The organism is Thermophilibacter gallinarum (assembly GCF_014982725.1).
GTDB classification, from domain to species: domain Bacteria; phylum Actinomycetota; class Coriobacteriia; order Coriobacteriales; family Atopobiaceae; genus Thermophilibacter; species Thermophilibacter gallinarum.
Window position 1 is genome coordinate 352,917 of the sequence record NZ_JADCJZ010000003.1, and the last position, 26,745, is coordinate 379,661.

Annotated in this window: 21 protein-coding genes; 2 read left to right on the top strand and 19 right to left on the bottom strand. The window is 68.3% G+C overall.

Going from position 1 to position 26,745, the window contains the following annotated elements:
- Positions 1–97: 97 nt before the first annotated feature.
- From INF26_RS08330 to INF26_RS08375, 10 genes are all read right to left on the bottom strand, one after another.
- The gene (locus INF26_RS08330) at positions 98–1,207 is read right to left on the bottom strand and encodes an ABC transporter ATP-binding protein (RefSeq protein WP_193530469.1); all 1,110 of its coding nucleotides are present in this window, start codon (positions 1,205–1,207) and stop codon (positions 98–100) included.
- 13 nt (positions 1,208–1,220) lie between these two features.
- Positions 1,221–3,584 (bottom strand): beta-phosphoglucomutase, encoded by a 2,364-nt coding sequence (gene pgmB, locus INF26_RS08335; protein ID WP_193530470.1) that lies wholly within the window; start codon positions 3,582–3,584, stop codon positions 1,221–1,223.
- Positions 3,581–5,917, bottom strand: a complete 2,337-nt coding sequence (locus INF26_RS08340; protein WP_193530471.1) for a glycoside hydrolase family 65 protein — start codon at positions 5,915–5,917, stop codon at positions 3,581–3,583. The genes pgmB and INF26_RS08340 overlap by 4 nt, the downstream gene beginning before the upstream one ends.
- An 83-nt stretch (positions 5,918–6,000) precedes the next feature.
- A complete protein-coding gene (locus INF26_RS08345) occupies positions 6,001–6,846 on the bottom strand; it encodes a carbohydrate ABC transporter permease (RefSeq protein ID WP_193530472.1) in 846 nt (281 codons plus the stop codon).
- Between the two features lie 8 nt (positions 6,847–6,854).
- Positions 6,855–7,772 (bottom strand): carbohydrate ABC transporter permease, encoded by a 918-nt coding sequence (locus INF26_RS08350; RefSeq protein ID WP_193530473.1) that lies wholly within the window; start codon positions 7,770–7,772, stop codon positions 6,855–6,857.
- Between the two features lie 106 nt (positions 7,773–7,878).
- Entirely contained in the window at positions 7,879–9,225 is a 1,347-nt protein-coding gene (locus tag INF26_RS08355; protein ID WP_193530474.1) for an ABC transporter substrate-binding protein, read from the bottom strand.
- 101 nt (positions 9,226–9,326) lie between these two features.
- A complete protein-coding gene (locus INF26_RS08360) occupies positions 9,327–10,352 on the bottom strand; it encodes a LacI family DNA-binding transcriptional regulator (protein WP_193530475.1) in 1,026 nt (341 codons plus the stop codon).
- A gap of 177 nt (positions 10,353–10,529) precedes the next feature.
- Positions 10,530–11,546 carry an aspartate-semialdehyde dehydrogenase gene (locus tag INF26_RS08365; protein WP_193530476.1) on the bottom strand — a complete coding sequence of 339 codons (1,017 nt, stop codon included), beginning with the start codon at positions 11,544–11,546 and terminating at the stop codon, positions 10,530–10,532.
- Between the two features lie 114 nt (positions 11,547–11,660).
- Positions 11,661–12,992 (bottom strand): aspartate kinase, encoded by a 1,332-nt coding sequence (locus INF26_RS08370; protein WP_193530477.1) that lies wholly within the window; start codon positions 12,990–12,992, stop codon positions 11,661–11,663.
- A gap of 41 nt (positions 12,993–13,033) precedes the next feature.
- Positions 13,034–14,167 (bottom strand): homoserine dehydrogenase, encoded by a 1,134-nt coding sequence (locus tag INF26_RS08375; protein ID WP_193530478.1) that lies wholly within the window; start codon positions 14,165–14,167, stop codon positions 13,034–13,036.
- 98 nt (positions 14,168–14,265) lie between these two features.
- Between INF26_RS08375 and thrC the strand changes: the two genes are divergently transcribed.
- Both thrC and thrB read left to right on the top strand, forming a co-directional pair.
- A complete protein-coding gene (gene thrC / locus INF26_RS08380) occupies positions 14,266–15,747 on the top strand; it encodes a threonine synthase (RefSeq protein ID WP_193530479.1) in 1,482 nt (493 codons plus the stop codon).
- Positions 15,744–16,652, top strand: coding sequence for a homoserine kinase (gene thrB / locus INF26_RS08385; protein ID WP_332307350.1), 909 nt, complete (start codon positions 15,744–15,746; stop codon positions 16,650–16,652). The genes thrC and thrB overlap by 4 nt, the downstream gene beginning before the upstream one ends.
- 234 nt (positions 16,653–16,886) lie before the next feature.
- Here the strand turns inward: thrB and INF26_RS08390 are convergent, their stop codons facing one another.
- The 9 genes from INF26_RS08390 to INF26_RS08430 all read right to left on the bottom strand — a co-directional run.
- Positions 16,887–17,594 (bottom strand): ABC transporter ATP-binding protein, encoded by a 708-nt coding sequence (locus tag INF26_RS08390; protein ID WP_193530480.1) that lies wholly within the window; start codon positions 17,592–17,594, stop codon positions 16,887–16,889.
- 1 nt (position 17,595) lies between these two features.
- On the bottom strand, positions 17,596–18,450 hold the full coding sequence (locus INF26_RS08395) for an ABC transporter ATP-binding protein (RefSeq protein ID WP_193530481.1): 855 nt from the start codon (positions 18,448–18,450) through the stop codon (positions 17,596–17,598).
- Entirely contained in the window at positions 18,437–19,588 is a 1,152-nt protein-coding gene (locus INF26_RS08400) for a branched-chain amino acid ABC transporter permease (protein ID WP_226371970.1), read from the bottom strand. Before INF26_RS08400 ends, INF26_RS08395 begins: the two co-directional genes overlap by 14 nt.
- 26 nt (positions 19,589–19,614) lie before the next feature.
- On the bottom strand, positions 19,615–20,487 hold the full coding sequence (locus INF26_RS08405) for a branched-chain amino acid ABC transporter permease (RefSeq protein ID WP_193530483.1): 873 nt from the start codon (positions 20,485–20,487) through the stop codon (positions 19,615–19,617).
- A gap of 97 nt (positions 20,488–20,584) precedes the next feature.
- A complete protein-coding gene (locus INF26_RS08410; RefSeq protein ID WP_193530484.1) occupies positions 20,585–21,793 on the bottom strand; it encodes an ABC transporter substrate-binding protein in 1,209 nt (402 codons plus the stop codon).
- Positions 21,794–21,938: 145 nt separating this feature from the next.
- A complete protein-coding gene (locus INF26_RS08415; RefSeq protein ID WP_193530485.1) occupies positions 21,939–22,415 on the bottom strand; it encodes a VanZ family protein in 477 nt (158 codons plus the stop codon).
- Positions 22,412–23,515: a hypothetical protein gene (locus INF26_RS08420; protein WP_193530486.1), complete on the bottom strand. Its 1,104-nt coding sequence runs from the start codon at positions 23,513–23,515 to the stop codon at positions 22,412–22,414. Before INF26_RS08420 ends, INF26_RS08415 begins: the two co-directional genes overlap by 4 nt.
- 561 nt (positions 23,516–24,076) lie before the next feature.
- Entirely contained in the window at positions 24,077–25,912 is a 1,836-nt protein-coding gene (gene rho, locus INF26_RS08425; protein WP_193530487.1) for a transcription termination factor Rho, read from the bottom strand.
- 227 nt (positions 25,913–26,139) lie between these two features.
- On the bottom strand, positions 26,140–26,745 hold a 606-nt coding region (locus tag INF26_RS08430; protein WP_193530488.1), incomplete at its 5' end, for a MarR family transcriptional regulator.

Consider the following 26,745-nt stretch of genomic DNA (forward strand, 5'->3'; position numbering starts at 1 on the left):
TTTCTCGGCCCCTGTTCCGCACGTTCCAAACGACGTCGCGCACCCGGACATCGTAACCCAGGTGCGCGACGACGGGAAAGGAGCTGGTCGTTGGGACCTACGCGTCGAGGCCGTGGCAGATGGCGCGCTCGGTCTCCATGTCGAAGACGTGCAGCGCGGAGAGGTCGGGGACCAGGCGCACGGTGTCGCCGGCGCGGATGTCCAGGCGCGAGGAGATGCGGGCGATGATCCTGCGCTCGGCGGCCGTGAAGTAGACGTATACCTCGCTGCCCATGAGCTCGGAGAGGTCGACGGACGCCTCGGTGACCGCGGCCGCGGGCGCGTCGGGGCACTCGGACGCCTCCATGATGTCCTCCGGGCGCACGCCCACGACGACCTGCTTGCCCACGTAGTCGGCGAGCCGCTCGTTGGCGATCGGGAGCCGCCCGAGCACGCCCACGAGCTCGTAGCCGCCCTCGGCGCGCTCCACGGTCGCGTCGATGAAGTTCATCTGCGGCGAGCCGATGAAGCCGGCGACGAAGATGTTGTCCGGACGGTCGAAGAGGTTCTGCGGGGTGTCGACCTGGTGGATGACGCCGTCGCGCATGACCACGATGCGGTCTCCCATCGTCATGGCCTCGGTCTGGTCGTGCGTGACGTAGACGAAGGTGGTCTCCAGGCGCCGGTGCAGCGCTGAGATCTGCGCGCGCATCTCGGTGCGCAGCTTGGCGTCCAGGTTGGAGAGCGGCTCGTCCAGCAGGAAGACCGCGGGGTCGCGTACCATGGCGCGGCCCAGGGCGACGCGCTGGCGCTGGCCGCCGGAGAGCTCCTTGGGCTTGCGGTCGAGGAACTTGGTGAGCTCGAGGACCTTGGCGACCTCCTCGACCTTGGCGCGGATCTCGGCCTTGGGAACGCGGCGCAGCTCGAGGGCGTAGGCCATGTTGCGGTAGACCGTCATGTGCGGGTAGAGGGCGTAGTTCTGGAACACCATGGCGATGTCGCGGTCCTTGGGCGCCACGTCGTTCATGCGCTTGTCGCCGATGAAGAGGTCGCCGGCGGTGATGCTCTCCAGGCCCGCGATCATGCGCAGGGTCGTGGACTTGCCGCAGCCCGACGGGCCGACGAGCACGATGAACTCCTTGTCGGCGATCTCCAGGTTGAGGTCCTTGATGACCGTCACCTTGTTGTCGTAGGTCTTCTCGATGTTGCGCAGAGAGATGCTGGCCATGATCTCCTCCTTCTTAGCAGTCGTCTTCCAGCAGGAGCACGAGGGCCTCGTACCCCCTGAGAGCGCCCGTGGGCGCGTTGTCCCCGTAGTTCGAAATCAGCCTTCGCGCACGGCCCCAGTCCTCGCCGGGCGAGAAGGGAACGTCGTCGCCGGAGAAGTTGCAGGCCACGAGCGCGCGGACGCCCCCCAGCTCTCGCTCGTAGGCCCAGACGCGCTCGTCGGTGCCCTCGGTGAGGGCGTAGCGCCCGTAGACGAGCACGTCATGGGCGCGACGGACCGCCATGAGCCTGCGGTAGTAGTGCAGCGGCGAGTCCTGGTCGGCGAGCTCCGCCTCCACGTTGATCTCGGCGTAGTTGGGGTTGAGCGCCCTCCAGGGCGTCCCGGTCGTGAAGCCGCCGTCCTTCTCGGCGTTCCACGGCATGGGGGTGCGCGCGTGCTCGCGGCTGCGGTGGTTGACGATGCGCATCATCTCGTCCGGGTCCACGCCCAGCTGCCCCACCTGCTCGACGTAGGCGTTGCGCGTCTGGACGTCGTCGACCTCGTCGATGGACGAGAAGCACGCGTTGGTCATGCCCAGCTCGTCGCCCTGGTAGACGTAGGGCGTGCCCTGCATGAGATAGAGGCAGGTGGCGAGCATCTTGGCCGAGCGGACGCGCCGCTCGGGCGTGGAGTCGTCGCCGAAACGCGAGACCACGCGCGGCTGGTCGTGGTTGCCCCAGAACAGCGCGTTCCACGCGCGGCCCTCGAGCGTCTCCTGCCAGGCGGTCATGACGCGCTTCATGTCCGCGAGCGACCAGCCCCAGTCCGCCGTCCACTTGCGCGACTCCCCGCCGTCCACGTCCATGAGCTCGAACTGGAAGACCATGTCCAGCTCGTCCCGGTCGAAGCCGGCGTAGAGGCAGGCGAGCTCGGGCGTGACGCCGGCGTTCTCCCCCACCGTCATGTCGTCGTGGCGCGAGAGGACGCGCTCGTTCATCTCGCGCAGGTACTCGTGGACGCGCGGCCCGTTGGCGCACTGCGGCATGTAGTCGCCCCAGAGGCCGTCCTCGCGAACGGGGCCGTCCTCGTAGCCGGCCTTGGAGATCAGGCTGATGACGTCCATGCGGAAGCCGTCGATGCCCCGCTGGAACCAGAACTCCATCATGTCGAAGACCTCGTCGCGCACGCGCGGGTTCTCCCAGTTGAGGTCAGGCTGCTCGGGCGTGAAAAGGTGCAGGTAGTACTGACCGCGCTCCTGCGAGTAGGTCCAGGCGGAGCCGCCGAAGCAGCCGCCCCAGTTGTTGGGGGCGCCCCCGTCGGCCGCCGGCTCGCGCCAGATGTAGAAGTCGCCGTAGGGACCCTGCGCGTCGCGCTCGCTCTCGACGAACCAGGGGTGCTGGTTCGAGGTGTGGTTGACCACGAGGTCCATCACCAGGCGCATGCCGCGCCCGTGCAGGGCGGCCAGGAGCTCGTCGAAGTCTGCCATCGTGCCAAAGTCGTCCAGGATGGCGCGATAGTCGCTGATGTCGTAGCCGTTGTCCACGCCCGGCGAGCGATAGATCGGGTTGAGCCAGACGACGTCCACGCCGAGCGCGCTCAGGTAGTCGAGCCGCTCGATGATGCCCCGCAGGTCGCCCACGCCGTCGCCGTTGGCGTCGTAGAAGCTGCGCGGGTAGACCTGGTAGACCACGGCCTCCTTCCACCAGGTCCGCCCGCCCGGCACCTCGACCGGCTCGCGGGGCACGCGCTCGAGCAGGGCGGGGAGCTCCGAGACGCTCTCCACGCGGGCGTGCGGGGCGCAGTCGGCCGGCCAGGCCCCGCGGCCCACGCCCACGCAGGCCATGCCCGCGGCGAGCGCCGCCGCGACGCCCGCCTCGGCGTCCTCCACCACGAGGCACTCCTCGGGAGCGAGGCCGAGGAGCTCGGCGGCGAGCAGGAACACCTCGGGGTCGGGCTTGGAGCGCTCGATCATCGAACCGTCGACGACGACGTCGAAGAGGTCGGTCGCCTCGAGGCGCTCCAGGATGTAGGGCGCGTTCTTGCTGGACGATCCCACGGCGAGAAGAACGCCGGAGTCACGCAGCTCGTGCAGGGTCCGACGGACCGCGGGGTCCATGTCGTCGGGCGTCATCTGGGAGAGGAGGGCGCGGTAGCGCTCGTTCTTCTCGGACGCGAGGCGCTCCTTCTGCTCCTGCGTGTAGGAGTGCGGGCTTCCCTCGAGGATGATCTCCAGGCTCGCCATGCGGCTCACGCCGCGCAGGCGGTCGTTGATCTGCCAGTCGAAGGGGGCGTCCACCTCGCGGGCGCAGGAGAGCCATGCCTCGTAGTGGAAGCGGTCCGTGCTGCAGAGCACGCCGTCGAGGTCAAAGATGATCCCCTTGGGGGCGAGCTGCCTCATGCGCGCTCACCCCCGCCCACACGCGCGCCCGGGGCGACGCTCGCGTGCTCGCCGTCGATCGTGAGCGTGACGGGCGCCCCGGAGAGGTGCGTCACCTCGAAGCCGGCGTGCGTGAGCGTGACGCGCAGGCGCGCGCCGCGCCAGGCGATCTCGAACGAGAGCTCTTCCCAGGTGGCAGGCAGGTGGTTCTCGAGCGAGAGCTCCCCGTCGTCCCAGTGCAGCCCCGCGAAGCCGCAGACCGCGCACTGCCAGACGTTGCCCATGTTGGCGCTGTGGATGCCCGCGTCCGAGGAGGTGGGGTTGTCGCCGAAGTCGATGCGCACGGCGTGACGGTAGAGGTCGAGCGCCATCTCGTCCAGGCCCATCCAGGCGGCGAGGATTCCGTGCTGCGCGTGGCTGAGCGAGGAGTCGTGCAGACAGCGCCCCTCGTAGAAGACGAAGTTCCTCTCGCGCGTCTCGGGGTCGAAGAGCCGCGGCATGACGCGCAGCAGCATCACGAGGTCGGCCTGCTTGGAGACCATGATGTCGTTCATCTCGTCCTGGCCGTAGTCCTCGTAGATGCTCGAGACCCCCGCCTCGTCGCGGTACTTGGAGAGGTCCACGCGCCTGAGGGAGAGGTACTGGTCGTTCTGGGGCACGAGGCCGTCTTCGCCGGAGACGGGCAGGTAGAGGGCGCTCTGGCGCTCGCGGAAGCGGGCGGCGAGCTCATGCAGGTTGTAGCGCTCCGAGAGCTGCGCGTGGGCGCGGGGCCAGCGCTCGGCCATTCCGTCGATCACCTCGGCGGCGCGCTCGAGCGTGAACGCCGCCATGTAGTTGGTGAAGGCGTTGTTGTCGACGTGCTCCTTGTACTCGTCGGGACCGATGACGTTGCAGATCTCGTAGCGACCGAGCGCTCCCTTCCACTCCAGGCGACTCGCCCAGAAGCGGGCCGTCTCCAGAAGCAGCGCGCAGCCGCACCGCTCCATGAAGTCGTCGTCGCCCGTGACCAGGTAGTACAGCCAGGTGCCCCAGGCGACGTCGGCCGTGATGTGATGCTCGAGCATGCCGGTCAGGATCGGGATGCTCTCACCGGTCACGATGTCGGCGCCGCCGTAGAGCGGCGTGGTCTCCCCGTCGTCGAGCCAGGCGCTCTCCCAGGGGAACATCGCACCCTCGTAGCCGTTCTCGCGCGCCTTGGCGAACGCGCCGGGAAGGGAGCGGTAGCGATACTCGAGCAGGGCGCGCGCGGCGGCGGGGTCGGTGAGGGCGTAGTGCGGGAGCAGGAAGATCTCCGTGTCCCAGAAGGAGTGGCCCTTGTAGCCCTCCCCCGTCATGCCCTTGGCGCCGATGCCCGCACGGGAGTCGCCGCGCTCGACCATGATGTTGAGGTGGTAGAGCGCGAGACGCATGCCCAGCTGGTCGAAGGGGTCGTCGCTCGTTATCCGGACGTCGGCGTGCTCCCAGTAGCGGTCCCAGAGGGCGCGCGAGGCGGCGAGCGTGCCGTCGTAGCTCGCGCCCTCGAGGCTCGCGATGCAGGAGTCGCCCGCGGCGAGCACGGGGGCGCTCTCCGTGGTGCCACCCGGGTTGTCGGCCGTGACGAAGGAGAGGTCGCGACCCGTGTGGTAGCAGGACGCCTTCTCGATGACGACGGGCTCGCCGGGCACGGCCTCGAGACGGTAGCGCATGATGACGCGGCGCCGCTCCATGACGGGGATGGCCGAGATGGGGTCTCGGGAGAAGGCGTGCGCGCAGTGGACAGCGATGGGGATGCGCGACTGGCAGGTGCGCGTGGAGAGCCGCAGGATGCGGCCATCCATCAGGCGCTTCTCGCCGTCGAAGCAGTGCTGGGATCCGCTGTTGGAGACGCGCGCGTCGATGCCGCTCTCCACGACGAGCGAGACGGGCCCCGAGAGCGCCTCGACCTCGAGCGAGGCCACGACCAGGTGCTTGTTGACGAGCGAGACGAAGCGACGCGAGCGCACGGAGACGGTGTCGCCGGCGGGCGAGGTCCACACCACGCGCCTCTCCACCTCGCCGGTGCGCACGTCGAAGCGCAGCAGATAGTCGCTGTGGGATCCGCGGTCGAGCGAGAAGCGCTCCCCGTTGACGGAGAGGTCGATCGCCGTCACGTCGGGCAGGTTGGGGAGCTCGGTGACCTCGTCGGGCATCGCCTTGTTGAAGGTGAGGGTGACGAAGGTCCCGCGCGTCTGGCCGACGTAGCTCTCGTCCTCGGCGTTGCGCACGTTGATGTAGCCGTTGCCCTGGGCGAGGACGGACTCGGTCTTGGCGGTGTGACGGGCGTCGAAGGAGGTGCGCTCCCATACCCAGTCGTCGCGGTGCTCGGGGGTGCTCATCGGGGCTCCTTTTGTGTCCGGAGTCGTTCGGTCGTGGCGCGCCGGCACCGGTGTTCGGGGCGGGGCCGGCGCGCCGGAGGGCGTCAGCCCTTGATGCCAGTCGCGGCGACGCTCGCCTGGACCTTCTCCTGCGCCAGCGCATAGAGGATCACGCCGGGGAGGATGACGATGGCCAGGGCGGCGAAGAGCTGCGTGTAGTTGTAGCTGAACTCGCTCGTGAAGAACGCGAGCGCGATGGGCAGCGTGCGCTGCGAGTCGGAGACGGTGAGCAGCGACGCGAAGTAGTACTCGTTCCAGTTGCCGAGGAACATCAGGATGCCCGCCGTGGTGAGCGCGCTCTTGGCGAGCGGGACGTTGATGGTCCAGAACGTGCGGAAGAACCCGGCCCCGTCGATCGTGGCCGCCTCGTCGAGGCTCTTGGGGATGGCCATGAAGCCGGAGCGCAGGATGAAGATGGACATCGCCATGCCCACCGACACGTACACGAGCGTCACGCCCCAGATGCTGTCATACAGCCCGAGGTTCATGATCAGGCTGAAGATCGGCTGCGTCTTGGAGTGGGCGGGCACGAGGAGCGTGATGGTGAAGAGCACGAAGATGAGGTTTCTCCCCGGGAAGCGGAACTTGGCCAGAACGTAGGCGCTCATCGCGTAGATCAGCAGCGACACGGCGGTGGAGACGCCGGCGGCGAGAAGCGAGTTCAGGAAGTACTGCGGGAAGTTGTAGTTCTGGAAGAGGTCGGCGAACACGTCGAACGAGACGCTCGAGGGCAGCGCGAGCGGCGAGCCCAGGATCTCCCCGTTGGTCTTGAAGGCCGACATGATGACCCAGATGATCGGGTAGGCCGAGATGACGATCACGAACACGATCACGAAGTACATGAAGGCGCGCGTGAGGACGCGCTTGACGTCGATTCCCTTGGTGTTCATGGCGCCCCCTAAAGATCCGACTCGTCCATGCGGAACGCCCGGTTGATCAGGGCGAGCACCACCAGACCGATGACGAACATCACCACGCCGATCGCGTTGGCGTAGCCGTAGCGGTAGTCCATGATGCCGTTGACCAGCATGATCGAGAGGCTCATGGTGTCGTTGCCCGGACCTCCCGCCGTGGTGAGCGCGATCTGCTCGTACATGGCGATGCGCGCCGTGACCGAGACGATGACGCTCGTTCCGATGGAGCTGCGGCAGAGCGGGAGCTGGATGTCACGGATGAGCCGCCAGCCGCTCGCGCCGTCGATGCGCGCGGCCTCGGCCAGCTCGGCCGGGATGTTCATCAGGTCGCCGAGCACCACGAGCGTGACGATGACGGCGTAGAACATCCACGTGAAGGCGACGGCCCAGAACGCCCAGGGCGACTCGTAGAACCACTGCACCGTGAAGTCCGGGATGACGAAGCGGATGACGGTGTTGAGCACGCCGAAGTCGTTGTTGAAGAAGAACCGGTAGATCATGGCCCACGCGGCGGCGCTGATGACGTTGGGGATCATGAACACGGCGCGGGCGAGCTTCCACCCATGGGGCTTCTGGAACAGCACGAAGGCGACCAGCACGCCAAAGCCCACGTGCACGAACGTGGCGAGCAGGCTCCAGTAGAGCAGGTTCTGCATGGCGAGAAGGAACCCGCGGCTGTTGACCAGGTTCACGTAGTTCTGGAGGCCCGAGAACACCGGGTCGGTGAAGCCGTTCCACGTGGTGAACGACGTGAGGAAGACCTGGATGATCGGCGCGGCGTAGAACATCACGAACACGATCAGCGTGGGCAGCAGGAACAGGTAGACCCACTTGTAGTTGTTGCGCTCGAGCGACGTAGGACGGGAGCGGCGCCCCCTGAGCGACGCTGCGACGGATTTCATTGACTCACCCCTCTTTCGTTTCCGAGGCGTGCGCGTGCGGCGCGGGGCCTTGCGACCCGCGCCGCACGCGCTGGGGAAAGGAGTCCGGCGCCAGCCGGAGCGCACCCTAGGCGAGCGACGCCTCCTGGGCGGCGTCGGTCAGGGCCTGAGCGAACTGCTCGGGCGTGTAGGTGCCGTTGGCGAGCTGCGGGAGCTCACGACCGAAGTCGCTGTTTGCGACCGATGCCGGGATCATGTCGAGGATGCACGGCACGAACTCGGTCTCGGCCGTGGTGTCCGCGGAGAGGTCGGCGAGGGTCTGCGTCTTGGCCTGCTCCTCCTTGAAGTTCTCGCTGTAGGTGAGCTTGGGGGCGTCTCCGCCCTCGGCGAGCAGGAAGGCCTCGATCTCCTCGGGGCTGTAGACGAAGGCGAGGAAGTCCTCGGCGAGCTGCTTCTCCTCGTCGGAGGCGGCGGCGGAGATCCACCACTCGCCCAGGCTCGAGGTGTTGGCGATGCCCATCTGGCCCGGCCAGAGCGCGGCGTGGACGTTGGCGCCGTCGAAGCCGTTGGACCAGTTGGCGGAGTTGGCCTCATCGAGGCTCGAGGACATCCACGGGCCGTTGGAGATGATCGCGGCCTGAGAGCTCAGGAAGGCGTTCTCCGCGTCGGCGTAGGTGGCGCCGACGGAGTTGGGGGCGGCGTTGTTCTGCAGGAGCTGCTGGAGCGTGGTGACGGCGGAGATGAACGCCGGCTGGTTGAAGTCGACGATCTTCTCCTCGACGCCGCCGCGCAGCCAGTCGGCTCCTCCCTCCTCGGCGGCGACGAGCGCCGTGAGGAACAGGCTGCAGACCCAGCCGTTCTCGGCGGTGGAGAAAGCGATCTTCTGGTCGCCGATCTCGGCGAGGAGCTCGTCCATGCTGAGCGTGGAGAGGTCGACCTGCGGGTCCCACATCGCGGTGTTCCAGTAGTAGCCGGTGGGGCGCACGGTGGGCAGCGGCATGCTGTAGACGGTGCCGTCATCGTTGGTGCAGTAGGCCAGGGCGTCGTCGAGGACGAGGTCCTTGACCTCGGGGTGATCGTTCAGCCAGCCGGAGATGTCGTAGGCGAGGCCCTGCGGGAACGCGATGTCGGTCTGCCAGTCGATGTCGCCGCCCTGGACGAGGACGGGCAGCTGGTTCTGCTGGGCAAGCTGCTTCAGACGGTCGTTGAAGCCGTCCTGGGGCACAGACTCGAGCGTGATGTGGTACTTGTCGGCGTACTTCTCGTTGAAGCGCTCGACCTGCGGCTCGAAGAAGACGGCGCCGACGTTCTCGCCGGTCTTGTACGACGGGATCGTGATCTCCACGACGCCGCCGGCCTGCTGGGAGCCCTCTCCCTGGCCGCCGCCACCGCCGCAGCCGACGAGGCCGGCCGTGACCGCCGTTCCCGCGGCCGCGATGGAGGTCTTGACGAAGTTCCTTCTGGTGATGCTCATGGCTGTTCCTTCCTCCTCTTGTTCCGAAAACGTTTTTGTTCCTCAGTGTCAAAAACGTTTTCGTTCCCTACCGAACGAACACGGGACGTCATCCCGTGCGATTACCGAGATATCTTGCGCACGCTCCCGCCCTTGCGCAGGGAGTGCGGGAGCACGACGCGACAGGCCTCGCGCCTCCCGGAGATCATGTCACAGAGCAGGCGTGCGGCCTCGTAGCCCTTTGTCTGGACGTTCTGGTCGACCGTCGTGATCGCGGGGCTCACGAAGCCCGCGAGCGAGATGCCGTCGTAGCCGGTCACCGAGAAGTCCTCGGGGACGCTGAGGCCGCGCCTCTGGATCGCCTGGATCGTCCCGAGGGCGAGCAGGTCGCTCATGCACAGAAACGCGGTGACGCGCGGCTCTGGGTGCGCGTCGAGGTAGGCACCGACCTTCTCGAAGGCCTCCTCGTGGGTGAAGTTGGTGTAGATGACGTCCTCGTCGCGAAGCTCGATCCCGTGGGAGCGCAGCGAGCGCACGATCCCCTCCATGCGCTCGACGCTGACGACCGCCGTCCTGCTGCCGTGCACCACAGCGATTCGGCGATGGCCGCAGGAGACGAGGTAGTCGGTCATCTCGGACGCGGCGGCGCAGTCGTCCAGGACGACGCTGCCCACCCGCTCCCCGGGAACGGGCACGTCGACCGTCACGCAGGGGGTGGTGCTCCGGGAGAGGCTCTCGCAGTACGGGTCGTCGGTCCTGAGGCCGAAGACGATCGCCCCGGAGACGTTGTGCTCGAAGCAGAGCTGGTCGAGGCTCCTCTCGGCCTGCTCGCGCGAGTTGGTCACGTGCAGGGAGATGGGGACGTCGTGCTCGGTGGCGAACTGGAAGGCGCCTCGCGTGAGCATGATGTCGAAGTCGTTGAAGACCTTGTCCTCGAGGAAGCCCGAGATGATGAGCGCGATGCTGGTCAGGCGCTTGGACGAGAGGAACTGCGCGCTCTGGTTGGGGACGTAGCCCAGCTCAGCCGCAGCGGCTCGAACGCGCTCGCGCGTGACGGTGCTGACGTCGGGATAGTCGTTGAGGGCGCGCGAGACGGTGCCGATCGACACGCCGGAGGCGGCCGCTACGTCGCGGATCGTGACGGGCATCTCGCCTCCCTCCGTCTTGGCCGGCAGTTCCTTACGCGCTGCTAACAAAAACGTTTTCGATACCATAGTCCGCGATGGGTGGTATCGCCCGCAAGAACCAGATGGCGAAAGGTAGAAAAAGGGCCGCGGACGGGCGATGCCCGCCGCGCGGCCCCAGCGTCAGAGTTCTTCTCGCCCCTAGACCAGATGCTCGGCGATCTGGACGGCGTTGGTGGCCGCGCCCTTGCGGATCTGGTCGCCGCAGCACCAGAACGTGAGCGCGCTGGCGCCCTCGGGCGCGGAGAGGTCGCGGCGGATGCGGCCGACGTAGATGAGGTCCTGGTCGGAGGTCTCGAGCGGCATGGGGTAGCGGCTCGCGGCGGGGTCGTCCACGACCTTCACGCCCGGCGCCGCCTCGAGCGCGGCGCGCGCCTCCTCCACCGATATCGGCCGCTCGAACTCGGCCGTGATGGACTCGGAGTGCGAGCGCACCACGGGCACGCGCACGCAGGTGCAGTTCACGCGGAGCTCCGGCAGGTGCATGATCTTGCGGCCCTCGTTGAGCATCTTCATCTCCTCGGAGGTGTATCCCTCCTCGTTGAAGCCGCCGATCTGCGGGATGAGGTTCTCGGCCAGCTGATACTGGAAGGGCTTGCTCTCCCCCACCGGCTCGCCGGCCGCCACGCAGCCGATCTCGCGCACGAGCTCGTCGAGACCCGGCTTGCCGGCGCCCGATGCCGCCTGGTAGGTGGAGACGACGAGGCGCTTCACGCCCGCGAGCTGGTGGAGCGGCCACACGGGCACGAGGCCGATGATCGTGGCGCAGTTGGGGTTGGCGATGATGCCGTGGTGGGCCGCGATGTCGCCGGCGTTGATCTCCGGAACGACGAGCGGCACGTCGGCGTCCATGCGGAAGGCGTGCGAGTTGTCCACGCAGACGGCGCCGCGGCGCACGGCCTCGGGCATGAGCGCGCGGGCGGTGGCGTCGTCAGCCGCGCCGAGGACGATGTCCACGCCCTCGAAGGCGTCCGGCTCCGCCAGGCGCACCGGGACGTCCTCGCCGGCAAAGCGCACGGTCTTGCCCGCGTCGACGGAGCGCTGGCTCGCCAGCGGCACGAGCGTGCCCACGGGGAAGCTGCGCTCCTCCAGGCACTGGAGCATCTGCTGGCCCACCACGCCGGTGGCTCCGAGGACGGCAACGGTCTTCTCGCTCATGGCGGTTCCCTTCTGCTGAGAGGTCGTACAAGGCGTGCAAAGGGGACAGTCACTTTTGCACGTGTTCGCACCGTGCAAAAGTGACTGTCCCCTTTGCACGGCCCCAGTTCGCGGCTAGCTGGCGGTGACCATCTCGTCGCGGACGAAGCGGTCGTAGATCACCTGGATGGCACGGTCGAAGTCCTCGTTGTTGACGCCGAGGATGATCGAGATCTCCTGCGAGCTCTGCGTGATCATGCGGATGTTGACGCCGGCCTCGCCGAGCGCGCCGAAGATCTTGCCCGAGGTGCCGGAGCGCTTGGACATGTTGCGGCCGACGACGGAGATCAGCGCGAGCTTGTCCACCATCGTGATGTCGTCCGGCTCGAGCTCGCGGCGGATGTCGGCGACGATCGAATAGATCGAGTCGCGCACGTCAGCGCCGTTCACCACCACGGAGAACGAGTCGACGCCCGTGGGGATGTGCTCGACCGAGACGCCGTAGCGCTCCAGGATGGAGAGGGCGCGGCGCACGAAGCCCACCTCGTTGGACATGTGCGCCTTCTTGACGTGGACCGAGATGAAGTCCTTCTTGCCGGCGATGCCGGTGATCAGGTGCTCGTCCTCGCCCGCCCGGGCCTTCTCGCGGATGATCGTGCCCTCGTCCTGCGGGCGGTTGGTGTTCTTGATCTGGATGGGGATGTTGACCTCGCGCACCGGGAAGATGGCCTCCTCCTGCAAGACCGAGGCGCCCATGTAGGAGAGCTCGCGCATCTCGTCGAAGGTGATGCGTCGGATGGAGCGCGGGTGCTCCACGATGCGCGGGTCGGCGGAGAGGAAGCCGGAGACGTCGGTCCAGTTCTCGTAGAGGCCGGCGTCGATGCAGCGCGCGAGGATGGCGCCCGTGATGTCGCCGCCGCCGCGCTGGAAGAGCTTGATCTGGCCGTCCACCGTGGCACCGTAGAAGCCCGGCAGCACGAACGAGCCCTCGCGCACCATCACGTCCTTGAGGCGCACGGCGGTGCGCTCCATGTCGACCTCGCCGTTGTGGTGGAAGACCACGACGTCGGCGGCGTCCACGAACGGCATCTGCAGGTACTCGGCCATGAGGTGGGCGGTGAACCACTCGCCGCGCGCCACGATGTACTCGGGCGAGTGCTTCTTGATGTTCTTGGCGAAGAGCTCGAACTTCTCGTGCACCGGCCACTTGAGCCCGAGCTCGTCGGCGATGTCGACGAAGCGCTGCTCGATGTCGGCGAGAAGGGCGGTGCAGTCGACGTGGTACTGGATGTGCGCGTTCACGAGCAGCAGCAGGTCGGTGACCTTGTTGTCCCCCGAGAAGCGCTTGCCGGCGGCGGAGACCACCACGAAGCGGCGGTCGGGGTCGGACTCGACGATGTCCTTGACCTTGCGGAACTGCGCGGCGGACGCGACGGAGGAGCCGCCGAACTTAGCGATCTTGATCATGTGGTGGGTCCAGCCTTCCTGGGTGGTTCAGCGTGTCGGTGCTACTCTTCGACGGCCAGCGCGGCCATGAACGTCGTGGGGTCGGTGGCGAGCGCCTCGTCGAGAAGGGCGCGCGCGCCAGCGGCCGTGAGGTCGCGCACGACCACGGCCCCCGGGCCGTAGGGCTCGGCGTCGCCCAGCTCCGCCGCGGTGCGGAGCACGTAGTCGGCGCGCAGCAGCGTGGGGTCGTACGCGAGCTGGCTCGTGAAGTCGTAGACGGGGCGGCGCGTGCCGCTCACGCAGTCGAGCACGTCCTGGACGATGGCGTTGCCGGTGGGCAGGCTCCCCGCTCCCTGCCCGTAGAACTTCAGCTCGCCCACGGTCGCGCCGACCGCGGTGATCAGGTTGAAGTTGCCGGGCACGTTGGCCTCGAGCGAGTCTGCCGCGACGGCGACCGGCTCGACCGCCGCCGCGTAGCGCCCGCCCTCGGACACGCCGCGGCCGAGCAGCTTCACCGTGCGACCGCGTGCGGCGAAGAGGTCCAGGTCGGCCTTCGTGAGGTTGCGGATGCCCGAGGCGGGCAGGTCCCTCTCGCAGGCGACGCCGAAGGCCACGGAGGCCGAGATGATCGTCTTGTTGAGGACGTCGATGCCGTCGATGTCGGCGGAGGGGTCGCGCTCCGCGTAGCCCAGGCGCTGGGCCTCGGCGAGCACCTCGGCGAAGTCGGCCCCCTGCCTGCGCATGGCGTCGACGATGTAGTTGGTGGTGCCGTTCATGATGCCCGAGAAGGACGAGACGTCGTCGATGCGACGGACCTTCTCGACGCTCGCGATCCAGGGGACACCGCCGCCGACGGCCGCCTCCACGAAGAGCCCGGCGCCCGAGGCGACGGACGCCGCCGCGAAGTCGGCGAAGTGGGCGGCCACCACGGCCTTGTTGGAGGTGACCACGTGACGCCCGGACTCGAGGGCGGCCATGATGTAGGTGCGGGCCGGCTCCACGCCGCCCATGCACTCGACGACGAGCTCGACCTCCTCGTCGGCGAGGATCTCGTCGTAGCTCGCGGTCATGCGGGGGTCGCTCAGGCGGTCGGGCAGCTCGAGGATGCGCGTCACCTCGACGCCGTCCACGCGCTCGGCGATGATCTGGTCGACACCGCGGCCGACCGTTCCGTAGCCGAGGATGGCGATCTTCATGGGCGTCCAATCTTTCGAGTGTGTGTCCGTCGGGCAGCGTGCCCCGTGCTGCGGCTATGATAGGCAAAGTCGAGCCCGGCCCAGACACGAGGAGCACCATGTCGTTCTATCACAGCACGCGATCGAGTGCCGATCCCGTAACAAGCAAGCAAGCTATTCTCGCCGGAATCGCGCCCGACGGCGGGCTCTACGTCTCCGACGAGCTGGGCGGGAGGAGCCTGTCGCTCGACGAGGTCTGCGCCCAGGACTACCACGACACGGCTCGTCTCGTGCTGGGCACGCTGCTCGACGACTACACGGGCGACGAGATCGCCCGCTGCGTGGAGGCCGCCTACGGCCCGCAGTGGGACACCACGGAGATCTGCCCGGTGAGCCCGCTCGGCACCGACTGGCTGCTCGAGCTCTACCACGGCCCCACCTGCGCCTTCAAGGACGTGGCGCTCCAGATGCTGCCCCAGCTCATGGGCGTGGCACGCGGCGCCGACGGCGAGAGGATCATGATCGTCACCGCCACCTCCGGCGACACCGGCAAGGCCGCCCTCGACGGCTTCGCGGGCGTGGACGGCATGGGCGTCACCGTGTTCTACCCCGCCGGCAAGGTCTCCGACATCCAACGCCTCCAGATGGTCACCCAGCTCGGCGGCAACGTCGCCGTCTGCGCCGTCAACGGCACCTTCGACGACTGCCAGGGGCAGGTCAAGCGCGTCTTCGCCGACCACGAGCTCGCCGGGCGCCTCGCGGGGCGCGGCGTCGCGCTCTCGAGCGCCAACTCGATCAACGTCGGCCGCCTCGCGCCGCAGGTGACCTACTACTTCGACGCCTACGCCCAGCTCGTTCGCCGCGAGGCGATCCGCGTCGGCGACGAGGTCACCTTCTGCGTGCCCACCGGCAACTTCGGCGACGTCCTCGCCGGCTACTACGCCAAGCGCATGGGCCTGCCGGTACGCCGCCTCATCGTCGCCTCCAACGCCAACGACGTCCTCACGGACTTCCTCACGACCGGCACCTACGACCGTCGCCGCGACTTCCACAAGACCATCTCGCCCTCGATGGACATCCTCGTGTCCTCCAACCTCGAGCGCCTGCTCTACTTCGCCTCCGACGGCGACTGCGAGCTCGTGGCCTCCCTCATGGCGGACCTCGCCGAGAAGGGCGTCTACACCGTGCCCGACCGCGTCATGGACGAGATCCGCTCGGTCTTCTCCTGCGGCCGCGCCGACGACGAGGCGACGCGCGCGACCATCCGCGACGCCTGGCGCGAGCTCGACGCCCTCATCGACCCGCACACCGCCGTCGCCAAGCACGTGCTCGACGCTACGCCGAACGACGGCACCGAGCGCGTCTGCCTCTCCACGGCTAGCCCCTACAAGTTCTGCGCGGACGTCCTCGCCGCCCTGGGCGAGGTCACCGACGGCATGAACGGCTTCGCCTGCATGGACGCCCTCGAGCAGCTCACGGGCACCGTCGCGCCTCCGCAGCTCTCCGGGCTGCGCGCCGGCGAGGTCCTGCACGACGACGTCTGCGACCCCGACCGCGTGGGCGCCTTCGTCGAGTCCGCCTGCGCCCGGGTGTTCCTGTGATCGGCGCGGACGGGCGGGAGCGCCCCGTCGCCATCGTGCGCGTCCCCGCGACGAGCGCCAACGTCGGCGTCGGCTTCGACTGCCTGGGCATCGCGCTCGACCTCACGGCGACCTTCCTGATGGCCCCGGCGGAACGGCTGGAGATCGTGGGCTGCGAGGAGCGGTTCCGCGGGGAGGACAACCTCGTCTGGCAGAGCTACCTCGACGCCTGCGGGCGACTCGGCGTGGACCCCACGCCGCTCCACATCACGATCCTCTCCCCCATCCCGCTCTCGGGCGGCCTGGGGTCGAGCTCGGCCTGCGTGATTGCGGGCATAGCGGGCGCCATGGCCCTCTCCGCGGGGGGCTTCGACCGCGAGCGCGCCCTCGAGCTCGCCTGCGCCGAGGAGGGTCACCCCGACAACGTCGCCCCCGCGCTTCTCGGCGGGCTCGTGAGCTCGTTCATCGACGGCGACGTCACCACCTCGACCCGCATGGACGTGGCCGACAACCTGCGCTTCGTTGCCATCGCGCCACCCTACGAGGTGCGCACCGCCGACGCGCGCCGGGTGCTGCCCACGGAGGTCTCCCGCGACACGGCGGTCTGGCAGATGGGCCGCCTCGTGGCGACGGTCCGCGCCCTCGAGACCGGGGACGCCACGTTGCTCGGCTCGGCATGCCAGGACCGCCTGCACGAGCCGTACCGCGCCGAGCTCATCCCCGACTACGACGCCCTCCGCACGGCGGCGCTCGACGCCGGCGCCTGCGCGTTCATGATCTCCGGCTCGGGCTCCACCATGATTGCGGTCGTGGACGGCGACGAGGCGGCCGCGCGCGTCGCCGAGGCGCTCTCCGCGACGTGCCCCGGCTACTGGCTGCGCACGCTCCCGGCCAACACCCTCGGCACCACCGTCGAGGTCCACTAGGCGCGCGCTTCTCGCCCCTTCGCATCCCTCTCAGGGTATGTACGCAATTCACTGTTTGATGCTCTTCTCGGCAATCCGTCTACCTGCGGAAATATGAGATTGGGCACAATATATCTTTTTGAATAGTGTACATACCCGCAAGAAGGTCGCGAGAAGGGCTGCGGCGCAGAAAACGGCGGCGGACCCGGGAGGAGTAGGTCCGCCGCCGCCTGACGCCGAGTTTGCGTCGTCGCGCTACCCGCCGAGATACGCCTTGCGGACGTCGTCGTCCACGAGGAGCTCGGCGCCGGTGCCGGTCTTCTTGATCGTGCCGATCTCGAGCACGTAGGCGCGGTCGGCGATCGAGAGCGCCATGTTGGCGTTCTGCTCGACCAGCAGGATCGTGGTCCCGGCCTCGTTCAGCTGCTTCACGATGTCGAAGATCTCCTGCACCAGGATCGGCGCGAGGCCCATCGACGGCTCGTCGAGCATCAGCAGGCGCGGGCGGCTCATGAGGGCGCGACCCATCGCCAGCATCTGCTGCTCGCCGCCGGAGAGGGTGCCGGCCACCTGGCCACGGCGCTCCTTGAGGCGCGGGAAGTGGGCGTAGACCTTCTCGAGCGTCTCCTTGTTCTCGGCGTCCGAGCGGGTGTAGCCGCCCATCTCGAGGTTCTCGGCGACGGTCATCTGCGTGAAGACGCGCCGGCCCTCGGGGCAGAGCGCCATGCCGCGGTTCACGACCTTGTGCGCCGGCACGCCCACCACGGACGCGCCGTCGAACTCAACGGAGCCGGACTCGGGCTTGATGAGCCCCGCGACCGTGTTCAAGGTCGTGGACTTGCCGGCGCCGTTCGCGCCGATCAGCGTCACGATCTCGCCCTCGTTGATGTCGAAGGAGATGCCGCGCACCGCCTTGATGGCGCCGTAGGAGACGTGCAGGTCCTTGACGGAGAGAAGCGCCATGCTACTTCACCTCCTGCTTGCCGAGATACGCCTCGATGACGCGCGGGTCGTTCTGGATCTGCTCGGGCGTGCCCTTGGCGATGATCTTGCCGTAGTCCAGCACGCCCACGACCTCGCACACGCCCATGACGAGCGACATGTCGTGCTCGATGAGCAGGATGGCGATCTGGAACTCGTCGCGGATCTTCTGGATGTTCTCCATCAGCTCCTCGGTCTCCGCCGGGTTCATGCCGGCGGCGGGCTCGTCGAGCAGCAGCACCTTGGGACCGGTCGCCAGCGCGCGCAGGATCTCCAGGCGGCGCTGCGCGCCGTACGGCAGGTTGCCCGCCTGCGTGTCGGCGTACTTGCGCATGTCGAAGATGTCGAGCAGCTCAAGCGCCCTGTCGTGGAACTCGGCCTCCTGCTTCCAGTGGCCCGGCAGGCGCAGCATGTCGGTGACCAGGTGGGTCTTCATGGTGTTGCCAAAGCCCACGAGCACGTTCTCCTCCACCGTCATCTTGTTGAACAGGCGGATGTTCTGGAACGTGCGCGCGACGCCCATGCGGTTGACCTCGGCGACGGACTTGCCGGCCGTGTCGTAGCCGTCCACGAGCACCGTGCCACGCGTGGGCTTGTAGACGCTCGTGAGCAGGTTGAAGATCGTGGTCTTGCCGGCGCCGTTGGGGCCGATCAGGCCGGAGATCTCCGTGCGGCCCATGGCGATGTTGAAGTCGTCCACGGCGGTGAGGCCGCCGAAGTCGATGCCCAGGTGCTCTGCCTGCAGCACCGGGATGGAGCCGAGGTCGCGCTCCGGGATAAGGTTCGGCGTCTCGACCTGGACGAGGACGGGACGGTGCCGCTTCTTATCGCTCGGCATCGGCGCTCACCTCCTTCCCCTCCGCGGCGTCCGCGGGCGCGTCGCCCTTCTTCCACGGGAAGTCGCGGTTCATGATGCGCTCGACGATGCGGGAGAGCGAGAAGTCGTAAGAGCCAAGAAGACCCTGGGGGCGGAAGATCATGACGATAATCAGCACCACGGCGTAGGCGATCATGCGGTACTCGGAGAACGCGCGCAGCGCCTCGGGCAGAATCGTGAGGACCGTGGCGGAGATGGCGGAGCCGAGCATGGAGCCCATGCCGCCGAGGACCACCATGACCAGGATCTCGATCGACTTCATGAAGCCGAAGACCGCCGGCTGCAGGACGCCGACGCAGCCCGCGTAGAGGCCGCCTGCCACGCCGGCGAAGAACGCGGACACGACGAAGGCGAGCGTCTTGTAGTAGGTGGTGTTGACGCCCGTGGCCTCGGCCGCGATCTCGTTGTCGCGGATGGCCAGGATGGCACGGCCGTGGCGGGACTTCATCATCGTGTGGATGAGGAAGCACACCACCGCGACGCAGCCGAACACGAGCAGGAAGCTCGAGAAGCCCGGGATGCCGGTGAGGCCGGCCGCGCCGCCCGTGAGCTCGAAGCCGAGCACGTCGTCGATGTTGAGCATCACGACGCGGATAATCTCGGCGAAGGCCAGCGTGATGATGGCGAGGTAGTCGCCCTTGAGGCGAAGCGCAGGGATACCGATGATGACGCCGGCAATCGCGGCGCACAGGCCGCCGACGACCAGGCCGGAGATCACGAGGAGCAGCGCCATCGGCGTGCCGGTCACGAAGTCGCGCGCGCCGACACCCAGGAACTCGCTCACGCGGATGATGAAGATCGAGCAGCCGTAGGCGCCCATCGACATGAAGCCGGCGTGACCGAGCGGCAGCTGCCCCAGGTAGCCGGTCGCGATGTTGAGCGACACGGCGAGGATGATGTAGATGCCCACCTGCTCGAGGACCGTGGACTGGTAGCGGTTGATGGCGCCGCCGTCGATCATGAGCTCGCCCAGGACGAGAAGGACGAGCACCACGATCGCGTTGATCGCGTAGCGCGCGGGCATCGGGAGCGTGCGTCGCGCCCCGCCGGCGGCCGGGCCGCGGCCGCCCGTGGAGATGATCGGGCGCTTCTCAGACATGACCTCTTCCTCCATGCTCACACCCCCTAGACCTTCTCGCTCATCGTGCGGCCGAAGATGCCGGTCGGGCGCACCACGAGGACGATGATGAGCAGGAGAAAGACCACGGCGTCCTTCCAGACGGACAGGCCGATCGCGGTCACGAAGACCTCGGCGAAGCCGACGAGCAGGCCGCCCACGACGGCGCCCGGGATCGACCCGATGCCGCCGAGGACCGCGGCGACGAACGCCTTGGTGCCGAGCATCATGCCCATGGTCGGGTTCGCCTGCGTGTAGGCCATCGCGTACAGGACCGCGCCGATGCCGGCGAGCGCCGAGCCAACGGCGAAGGTGAACGAGATCGTGGAGTTGACGTTGATGCCCATGAGGCGGGCGGCGCCCATGTCCTCCGAGACTGCGCGCATGGCCTTGCCGAGCTTGGTCTTCTGCACGACGAGCGTGAGCGCGACCGTGGCGGCGATGGTCACGAGGACCGTCAGGACCGACGGGAACGAGAGCGTGAGGCCGGCGATCTGGACGGTCGTGAGGTCGGTGTAGGCGGGGACGACCTTGGCGTCAGCACCGAAGACGAGCTGCGCACCGTTCTCGAGGAAGTACGACACGCCGATGGCGGTGATGAGGATCGAGAGCCTCGGCGCGTTTCTGAGCGGCGCGTAGGCCACCTTGTCGATGAGCACGCCCACGAGCGTGCACGCCGCGACCGACAGCGCGATCGCGAGCACGGGGGGAAGCCCCAGCTGGGCCATTACCAGCCACGACACGTACGCGCCGACCATGATGATGTCACCGTGGGCGAAGTTGAGCAGCAGGATGATGCCGTACACCATCGTGTAGCCCAGGGCGACCAGCGCGTAGATGCTGCCGAGCTGCAGGCCGTTGAGCACCTGCGTGATGAACAAGGAAGAGCTCCTCTCGGGTCTGCGCGGGAGAGACCGCGTCTAGCAAAACGGGGCAAGGCGCGAGGCCTTGCCCCGAGTGGGACGAGAAGGACGGGGCCTACGCCTCGAGGACCTCGAAGGTCTCCTCGGCACCGTCCTCGGCGAAGGTGATGATCAGCGAGGACTTGACGGGGTCGCCGGAGCCCTCGTAGGCGATGGAGCCGGTGACGCCCTCGACGGTGCCGTCAGCGATGCCGTCGATCACGGCCTGCTTGTAGTCCTCGGAGCCGGGCTCGAGGCCGGCCTCCTCGGCGGCGGCGAGGCCGTTCGCGAGGACCATGGCGGCGTCATAGCCGAGCGCGCAGAAGTTGGTCGGCGTCTCGCCGTACTCGGCCTCGTAGTCGGAGACGAACTTGGTCGCGATCTCGGACTCGTTGGAGGAGCTGAACGCGCAGCAGTAGTAGCAGTCGTGGAGGTCGGCGGCGTCGGCGTAGTTCTCGGACCCGCCGTAGATGCCCGACCAGCCGTCGACGCCGAGGAAGACCTTGTCGTAGCCCTGGGCGCGCGCCTGGGTGACGATCATACCGTCGTCCTGGTAGTAGTTGGGGACGAGGATGGCGTCGGGGTTGGTGCCGATGATGTTGGTGAGCTGGGAGTTGAAGTCGACGTCGCCCTCGGCGTAGGACTCCTGCGCGGTGATGGTGATGCCGGCGGCCTCGGCCTCCTCGCAGAAGGCGGCGTTGACGCCCTCGGAGTAGTCGGAGCCGTTGAGGTAGAGCGTCGCGACGCTCTTGTAGCCCCGCTCGACCGCGAAGTTGGCCATGACGCGGCCCTGCTCGGGGTCGGTCACGCAGGCGCGGAAGTAGTTGGAGCCGTAGGTGACGACGTCGGCCGCGGTAGCGGACGGGGTCACGCAGGGCATGTTGTCGGCGACGGATGCCTTGGCCACGGCGATGGTCGGGCCGGTGGTAACGTCGCCGACGATGCCGGTCACGCCGTCCTCCTGGACGAGGCGGTTGTAGGCGTTGACGGCCTCGGTGGCGTCGCCCTTCTCGTCGTAGACGACGGGCTCGACCTGCTTGCCGTTGACGCCGCCGTCGGCGTTGAGCTGCTTGAAGTAGAGCTGGGCGCCGTTGAGGCATGCGAGACCATAGGACGAGTTGTCGCCCGTGTGCGGGCCCATGATGCCGACCTTGATGGCACCGGAGGCGTCCCCGCCCTCGGCGGACTCGCCGCCACCGTTGCCGCCGCAGCCGACAAGGCCGAGGCCCATGAGCGTGGCAGCGGTACCCGTCACGAACTGGCGCCTGGAAACGTTCTCAAACATGTCTCTCTCCTCCCGTTGCTCCCCTTGCGTATCGTGCGGGGAGGTTACGCGAACCAATCTATCCCGTCGGGAGGTCGGCCTGGCTCCTGTGGAGAATTTGTTAACGAAGCTGTAGCCCTTTGAGCAGGGAATGGAAACGTTTGCCTCACGCGCGACGACGGTCGAGGGCCGCGGAGACCAGGCACCCGACGAGTGCGCCCGCCACCAGTCCGCCCAGGTCGATGAGCACGTCGGAGGGCATTCCCGAGCGTCCCGGCACGAAGAGCTGCAGGCACTCGTCCACCACGGCGACAAGCGGCACCATTAGCGCGGCGGGAAACGGGGAGCTCCCCCGCTCGAGGCGGCGCGCGTGGAGCATCCCGCGGCCGAGCACACCCAGGACGGCGTACTCGAGGAAGTGGGCGCCCTTGCGCACCACGAGGGACATCGTCGCGGGGTCGGCGACGCCCGCCGCCTCGAAGAGCGGGCGCAGGACGGAGGCCACGAGGTCGCTCTCCATGGCCGACTGGGGTCCCTGGACCAGCGAATGACCCCATATCACGACCAGCCAGCACGCGAACGCGACGACCCACCGAAGGTAGGTGGGCCGTCGCGCCGAGTCGTGCGTAGTGGGTTGCGTCACGCCTCTGCCGCCTGGGGCATCGAGAAGTGCTTGCCGCCGCGGCCGCCGCGAGAGGGCGCAGTGTCCGCCAGGTGGCGGGAGTTGGGCTGGGTGCCCCCCTCCAGTATGCGCAGGAAGCGACGCGGGCTGCGACGGACGGCCGTGGAGGAGTTCTTGGAGAACTCGTCCTCGATCAGGTAGTCCACGTAGGTTTCGGTGTCCACGACCTCGGGGTGCCCGCTCGGAGCCCTGAAGGGGATGAACGAGGTGTCGAGCTCGAGGTTGTCGGGCTCGTCCAGCGAGTCGACGCCGCCGACGCCGTCTATGAAGCCGATCGGGTCCTGCGGGGGCGCGACGGTGGCGATCTTCTCGTCGAGGGACCTCAGGGCGCTCGCCCAGGCGTCGTCCGCGTTCAGGTCCTCGAGCGTGCGGCGCTCGGGATAGGCGCCCTCGTCGACGTAGGCAACGCGGCTCGAGATGCTCGCAGCCGCGTCCCTGGCGGAGGCGACGAGACGGTCGCGGTCGCTTGCCGAGAAGTCCGACGGGATCGCCATCTCGTCGTGGTCCTCGGCGAAGCCGGAGTCGTGGATGATGGCGTCCTCGCCGACGGCACTGCGCCACCAGCTCGTCCCGACGTCCCCCACGGAACCGTCGGCACGGGCTATGACCGGCACGCCCTCCATCATGCTCGCGCCCATCCGCTCGCGCAGCGTCGCAGCGACGCCCTCGGCGCGCCGCGCCATCTTCGCGCGGAACGACGCGCGCCTCACGTAGTTCTCGGCGATCTGCTCGTAGCTTGCGGCCTCGTGACCGGGTCGGTGCGGCGTGGCCGCGGGCGCGGGGGCCTTCTCCTGGGCCTCGGGTGCGCGCATGTGCCGCGCAATCACGGGCACGTCGTCCTCGGCGTGCGCACGGGCACGGACGACGAGCGCGGCCGCGATGGCCACGACGCCCGTGAGCGCCATGCCCCCGGCGGCGCCGGCGGCGAAGGCCGTCGTCGGCGTGACGAACGTGCCGTCGATAAGCTCGGAGAGCGAGAGGGCCTGGGCCACGCCAGGCATGGCAAGCGGCGCCGCACCGATCAGGCCGGCGACAACGGCGGGGTTTCTCCTCTGCCCCATGTGTCTCGCTCCCTTCAGCGTGCGAAGAGAAAACGAGCTTCAAACCATGAGTCCACCCCTCCGGGGGCGGACGGCGTCAACGGCTTGGGCTGCGTTTCATCTTCGAGTACCGTGACATATGGACCGATTGCTCGGACTGTGACGAATATACCTGTTACCCCCGTCGTCGGGCAAGCGACTTTCCGCCGAAGTTGACGCTGGGGGGCGATATTTTTCCGGCACCGGTCGCCAACGGGGTGCGTCCCAGAAACGGCGCTCTTCGCGCATCGGTTGGGTCGCCCGTCCCAGAAACGGCGAATTTCTCCGTGCGGGTGCCCTCCCAGCCTGAGAACCTCGCAGATTCCCGGACATCCAGCACTCAGGGCACGCGAATCCCGCCAATTCCGGGACGCGTCCCCGTCGCAGAGGGAGAAGGTCGCCGATTCCGGGACGTGCCCTTCTCGCCAGGCGAGAAGCCCGGCGATTCCGGGACGCATGGCGAGAAGGGCGCCGGACCAGGAGACATGAGCCGGGCCGGCCCCCGAGGGAGCCGGCCCGGTCGGACGTGCCTGACAGCGACGGCTACGCGATGTAGTCGGACTGCTGCGCCTTCTTGGCGCTCTTGATGAGGAACTCGCGGTTGTTGTCGGTGCTCTTGAGGCCGTTCACGAGCGCGCGGGCGGCTCGCTCGACGTTGTTCATGTTGGCGAGCACGCGACGGATGCCCCACACGAGCGGCTGGTAGTCGGGCTCGATGAGCAGGTCCTCGTTGCGCGTGCCGGAGGAAACCGGGTCGATGGCCGGGAAGATGCGCTTGTCGGCGAGCTCGCGGTCGAGCTTGAGCTCCATGTTGCCCGTGCCCTTGAACTCCTCGAAGATCACCTCGTCCATCTTGGAGCCCGTGTCCACGAGCGCAGAGGCGATGATCGTGAGCGAGCCGCCGTTCTCGATGTTGCGGGCGGCGCCGAGGAACTTCTTGGGCGGGTACAGCGCAGCGGAGTCCACGCCGCCGGAGAGGATGCGGCCGGAGGCGGGGGCCGCGAGGTTGTAGGCACGGGCCAGGCGCGTGATGGAGTCGAGCACCACCACGACGTCCTCTCCCAGCTCCACGAGGCGCTTGGCGCGCTCGATCACGAGCTCGGCGACGCGCGTGTGGTTGTCCGCGGGCATGTCGAACGTGGATGCGACGACCTCCCCGCGAATGGAGCGCTCCATGTCCGTGACCTCCTCGGGACGCTCGTCCACGAGCAGGCAGAAGAGGTGCACCTCGGGGTTGTTGGTGGCGATGGACTGGCAGATCTTCTTAAGGACGGTGGTCTTGCCCGCCTTGGGCGGGGACACGATGAGGCCGCGCTGTCCCTTGCCGATGGGCGAGACCAGGTCGATGGCACGACCGGTCACCGACTCCTTGCCGCACTCCATGACCAGGCGCTCGTTGGGATAGACGGGCGTGAGGTCGCGGAAGCGCGGGCGGGCCTTGAGGCCCTCGGGGGCCTGGCCGTTGACCGTGATCACGCGCTGCAGCGGGGGATATTTCCCGTTCGCCCGGCCGGGGCCCACCGTGCCGGACACCAGGTCGCCGGCGCGCAGGCCGAGCGAGCGAATGATCTGCTGGTGAACGAAGGCGTCGTCATCGCCCTCCATGTAGTTGCCGGTGCGGATCCAGCCATAGCCCTCGTTGCCGACCTCGAGCACGCCCTCGATGGGACGGAAGCCCTCGGCGCGCGCCGCGGCCTCGAAGACCGCCTCGACGAGCTCGGGCTTGCGCATGCCGGCGTAGTCGACGGAGAGCTCGGCCGCCTTGGCGCGGAGCTCGGCGACCTTCATCTCGGCGAGCTCCTCGCGGGTGAGGGAGGGCTCTGCGGAGAGGTCCTGCTGGTGGCGGTTGCGACGACGGCCCTGGCCGTTGCGGCGACCCTGGCCGCCCTGCGCCTTGGGCGCGGGCGCGGCGGGCGCGCCCTGGCCGTTGCCGCGGCGGCGGCGCCTCCCGGGGCGCTGCTCCTCCCCCTGGGCAGTCGGGGCGTCGGCCTCGGCGAGCGTCTGGGCGGGCATCGGGGCCGGCTCGGAGCTCGCGACGGTGGCGGCATCCGTCACCTGCGTCATCTCGTCCGATGCGGCAGTGGGGGCCTTGTCGGACTTGCGGGGGCGGCCGCGGCGGCGCTTGGCGGGGGCGGGCTCGTCGCCCGACGTCTCGGCGGGCCCCTCGACGGGGGCCGCGACGGGAGCCTGGTCGGGCTCGGCCTGGTCGGACTTGCGGGGACGTCCGCGACGGCGCTTGGCGGGAGCCGCCTCCTCGGCGGCGGCTGCCTCGGCCGCGCGGGCGGCCTCCATCTCGGCCTTCGTGCGGCGCCTGCGCCTCGGCTTGGCGGCATCCGCCTCGACGGCCTCGGAAGCGGCGGGGGTCACGTCATCCGTCATATGTTGTCTACCTCTCGTTTGCTTCGCTCACGACGGCCCGACGCCGATCGACCGGCTCAAGGGACGGGAGCTTTGCTGCGCTATGAGCACTGTGCTCTGGGGGACGGGCATCCGGGCACCAAGCCCTCGGAAGCCGGGCAGATTATAGCACGACCGATGCAATGTTTTAAAGAAAAAGGCCCCGGCCGCCTGCGGTGACCGGGGCACAGGGCGCGATTGGGACGAAATCACTCGGCCTCGGCGGACTTGCGGGCCTTGCGACGGACGACGATCTCCTCGATGCGCGCGGTGACGTCGGCGGCGGCGGCGCGGCCCTCGCGGGTGAGGGAGACGCTCGTGGTGTGGGAGCCGGACGCCTCGTGGTCGCGCGTGACCAGCCCGCGGGCGGCGAGGGAGGCGACGGACATGGACACCGTGGGCTGGAGCAGCCCGAGGGCGTCGACGAGCTGCATGATCGTGAGCGGCTCCTCGTCGGAGGCGTAGAGGCCGAGAAGGACGAGGTCGCCGGCCTTGCAGAAGAACGAGCCCATGGCGTCGACGTACTTGAGGATGCGCTCCGCGGAGGTGCGGGAGAGGGCGCGACCGGTGGGAATCTGGGCGCGGGTGAGCTCGGCGAGCTCGAGGATCCGGGAGCGGCCAAGGTCCGACGCGGAGCACACGACGTTGCGACGGTCCTTCTCGCCCTCGGAGCGCTCGATGAGGCCGGGCTCCTCGAGGTGGTTGGTGCGGTGCGTCATGGTGGGGCGAAGGGCGCCCTGGTACTCGGCGATGGCCGAGGTCTTCAGGGCCTCGGGGGCGGCCGCCAGGTGGCAGACGATCGCGAACTCCTCGAA

What these genes read in the sequence shown, in the direction of transcription:
- INF26_RS08330 (WP_193530469.1), bottom strand. Translation starts at nt 1,207, where the DNA reads ATGGCCAGCATCTCTCTGCGCAACATCGAGAAGACCTACGACAACAAG.
- pgmB (WP_193530470.1), bottom strand. Translation starts at nt 3,584, where the DNA reads ATGAGGCAGCTCGCCCCCAAGGGGATCATCTTTGACCTCGACGGCGTG.
- INF26_RS08340 (WP_193530471.1), bottom strand. Translation starts at nt 5,917, where the DNA reads ATGAGCACCCCCGAGCACCGCGACGACTGGGTATGGGAGCGCACCTCC.
- INF26_RS08345 (WP_193530472.1), bottom strand. Translation starts at nt 6,846, where the DNA reads ATGAACACCAAGGGAATCGACGTCAAGCGCGTCCTCACGCGCGCCTTC.
- INF26_RS08350 (WP_193530473.1), bottom strand. Translation starts at nt 7,772, where the DNA reads ATGAAATCCGTCGCAGCGTCGCTCAGGGGGCGCCGCTCCCGTCCTACG.
- INF26_RS08355 (WP_193530474.1), bottom strand. Translation starts at nt 9,225, where the DNA reads ATGAGCATCACCAGAAGGAACTTCGTCAAGACCTCCATCGCGGCCGCG.
- INF26_RS08360 (WP_193530475.1), bottom strand. Translation starts at nt 10,352, where the DNA reads ATGCCCGTCACGATCCGCGACGTAGCGGCCGCCTCCGGCGTGTCGATC.
- INF26_RS08365 (WP_193530476.1), bottom strand. Translation starts at nt 11,546, where the DNA reads ATGAGCGAGAAGACCGTTGCCGTCCTCGGAGCCACCGGCGTGGTGGGC.
- INF26_RS08370 (WP_193530477.1), bottom strand. Translation starts at nt 12,992, where the DNA reads ATGATCAAGATCGCTAAGTTCGGCGGCTCCTCCGTCGCGTCCGCCGCG.
- INF26_RS08375 (WP_193530478.1), bottom strand. Translation starts at nt 14,167, where the DNA reads ATGAAGATCGCCATCCTCGGCTACGGAACGGTCGGCCGCGGTGTCGAC.
- thrC (WP_193530479.1), top strand. Translation starts at nt 14,266, where the DNA reads ATGTCGTTCTATCACAGCACGCGATCGAGTGCCGATCCCGTAACAAGC.
- INF26_RS08390 (WP_193530480.1), bottom strand. Translation starts at nt 17,594, where the DNA reads ATGGCGCTTCTCTCCGTCAAGGACCTGCACGTCTCCTACGGCGCCATC.
- INF26_RS08395 (WP_193530481.1), bottom strand. Translation starts at nt 18,450, where the DNA reads ATGCCGAGCGATAAGAAGCGGCACCGTCCCGTCCTCGTCCAGGTCGAG.
- INF26_RS08400 (WP_226371970.1), bottom strand. Translation starts at nt 19,588, where the DNA reads ATGTCTGAGAAGCGCCCGATCATCTCCACGGGCGGCCGCGGCCCGGCC.
- INF26_RS08410 (WP_193530484.1), bottom strand. Translation starts at nt 21,793, where the DNA reads ATGTTTGAGAACGTTTCCAGGCGCCAGTTCGTGACGGGTACCGCTGCC.
- INF26_RS08420 (WP_193530486.1), bottom strand. Translation starts at nt 23,515, where the DNA reads ATGGGGCAGAGGAGAAACCCCGCCGTTGTCGCCGGCCTGATCGGTGCG.
- rho (WP_193530487.1), bottom strand. Translation starts at nt 25,912, where the DNA reads ATGACGGATGACGTGACCCCCGCCGCTTCCGAGGCCGTCGAGGCGGAT.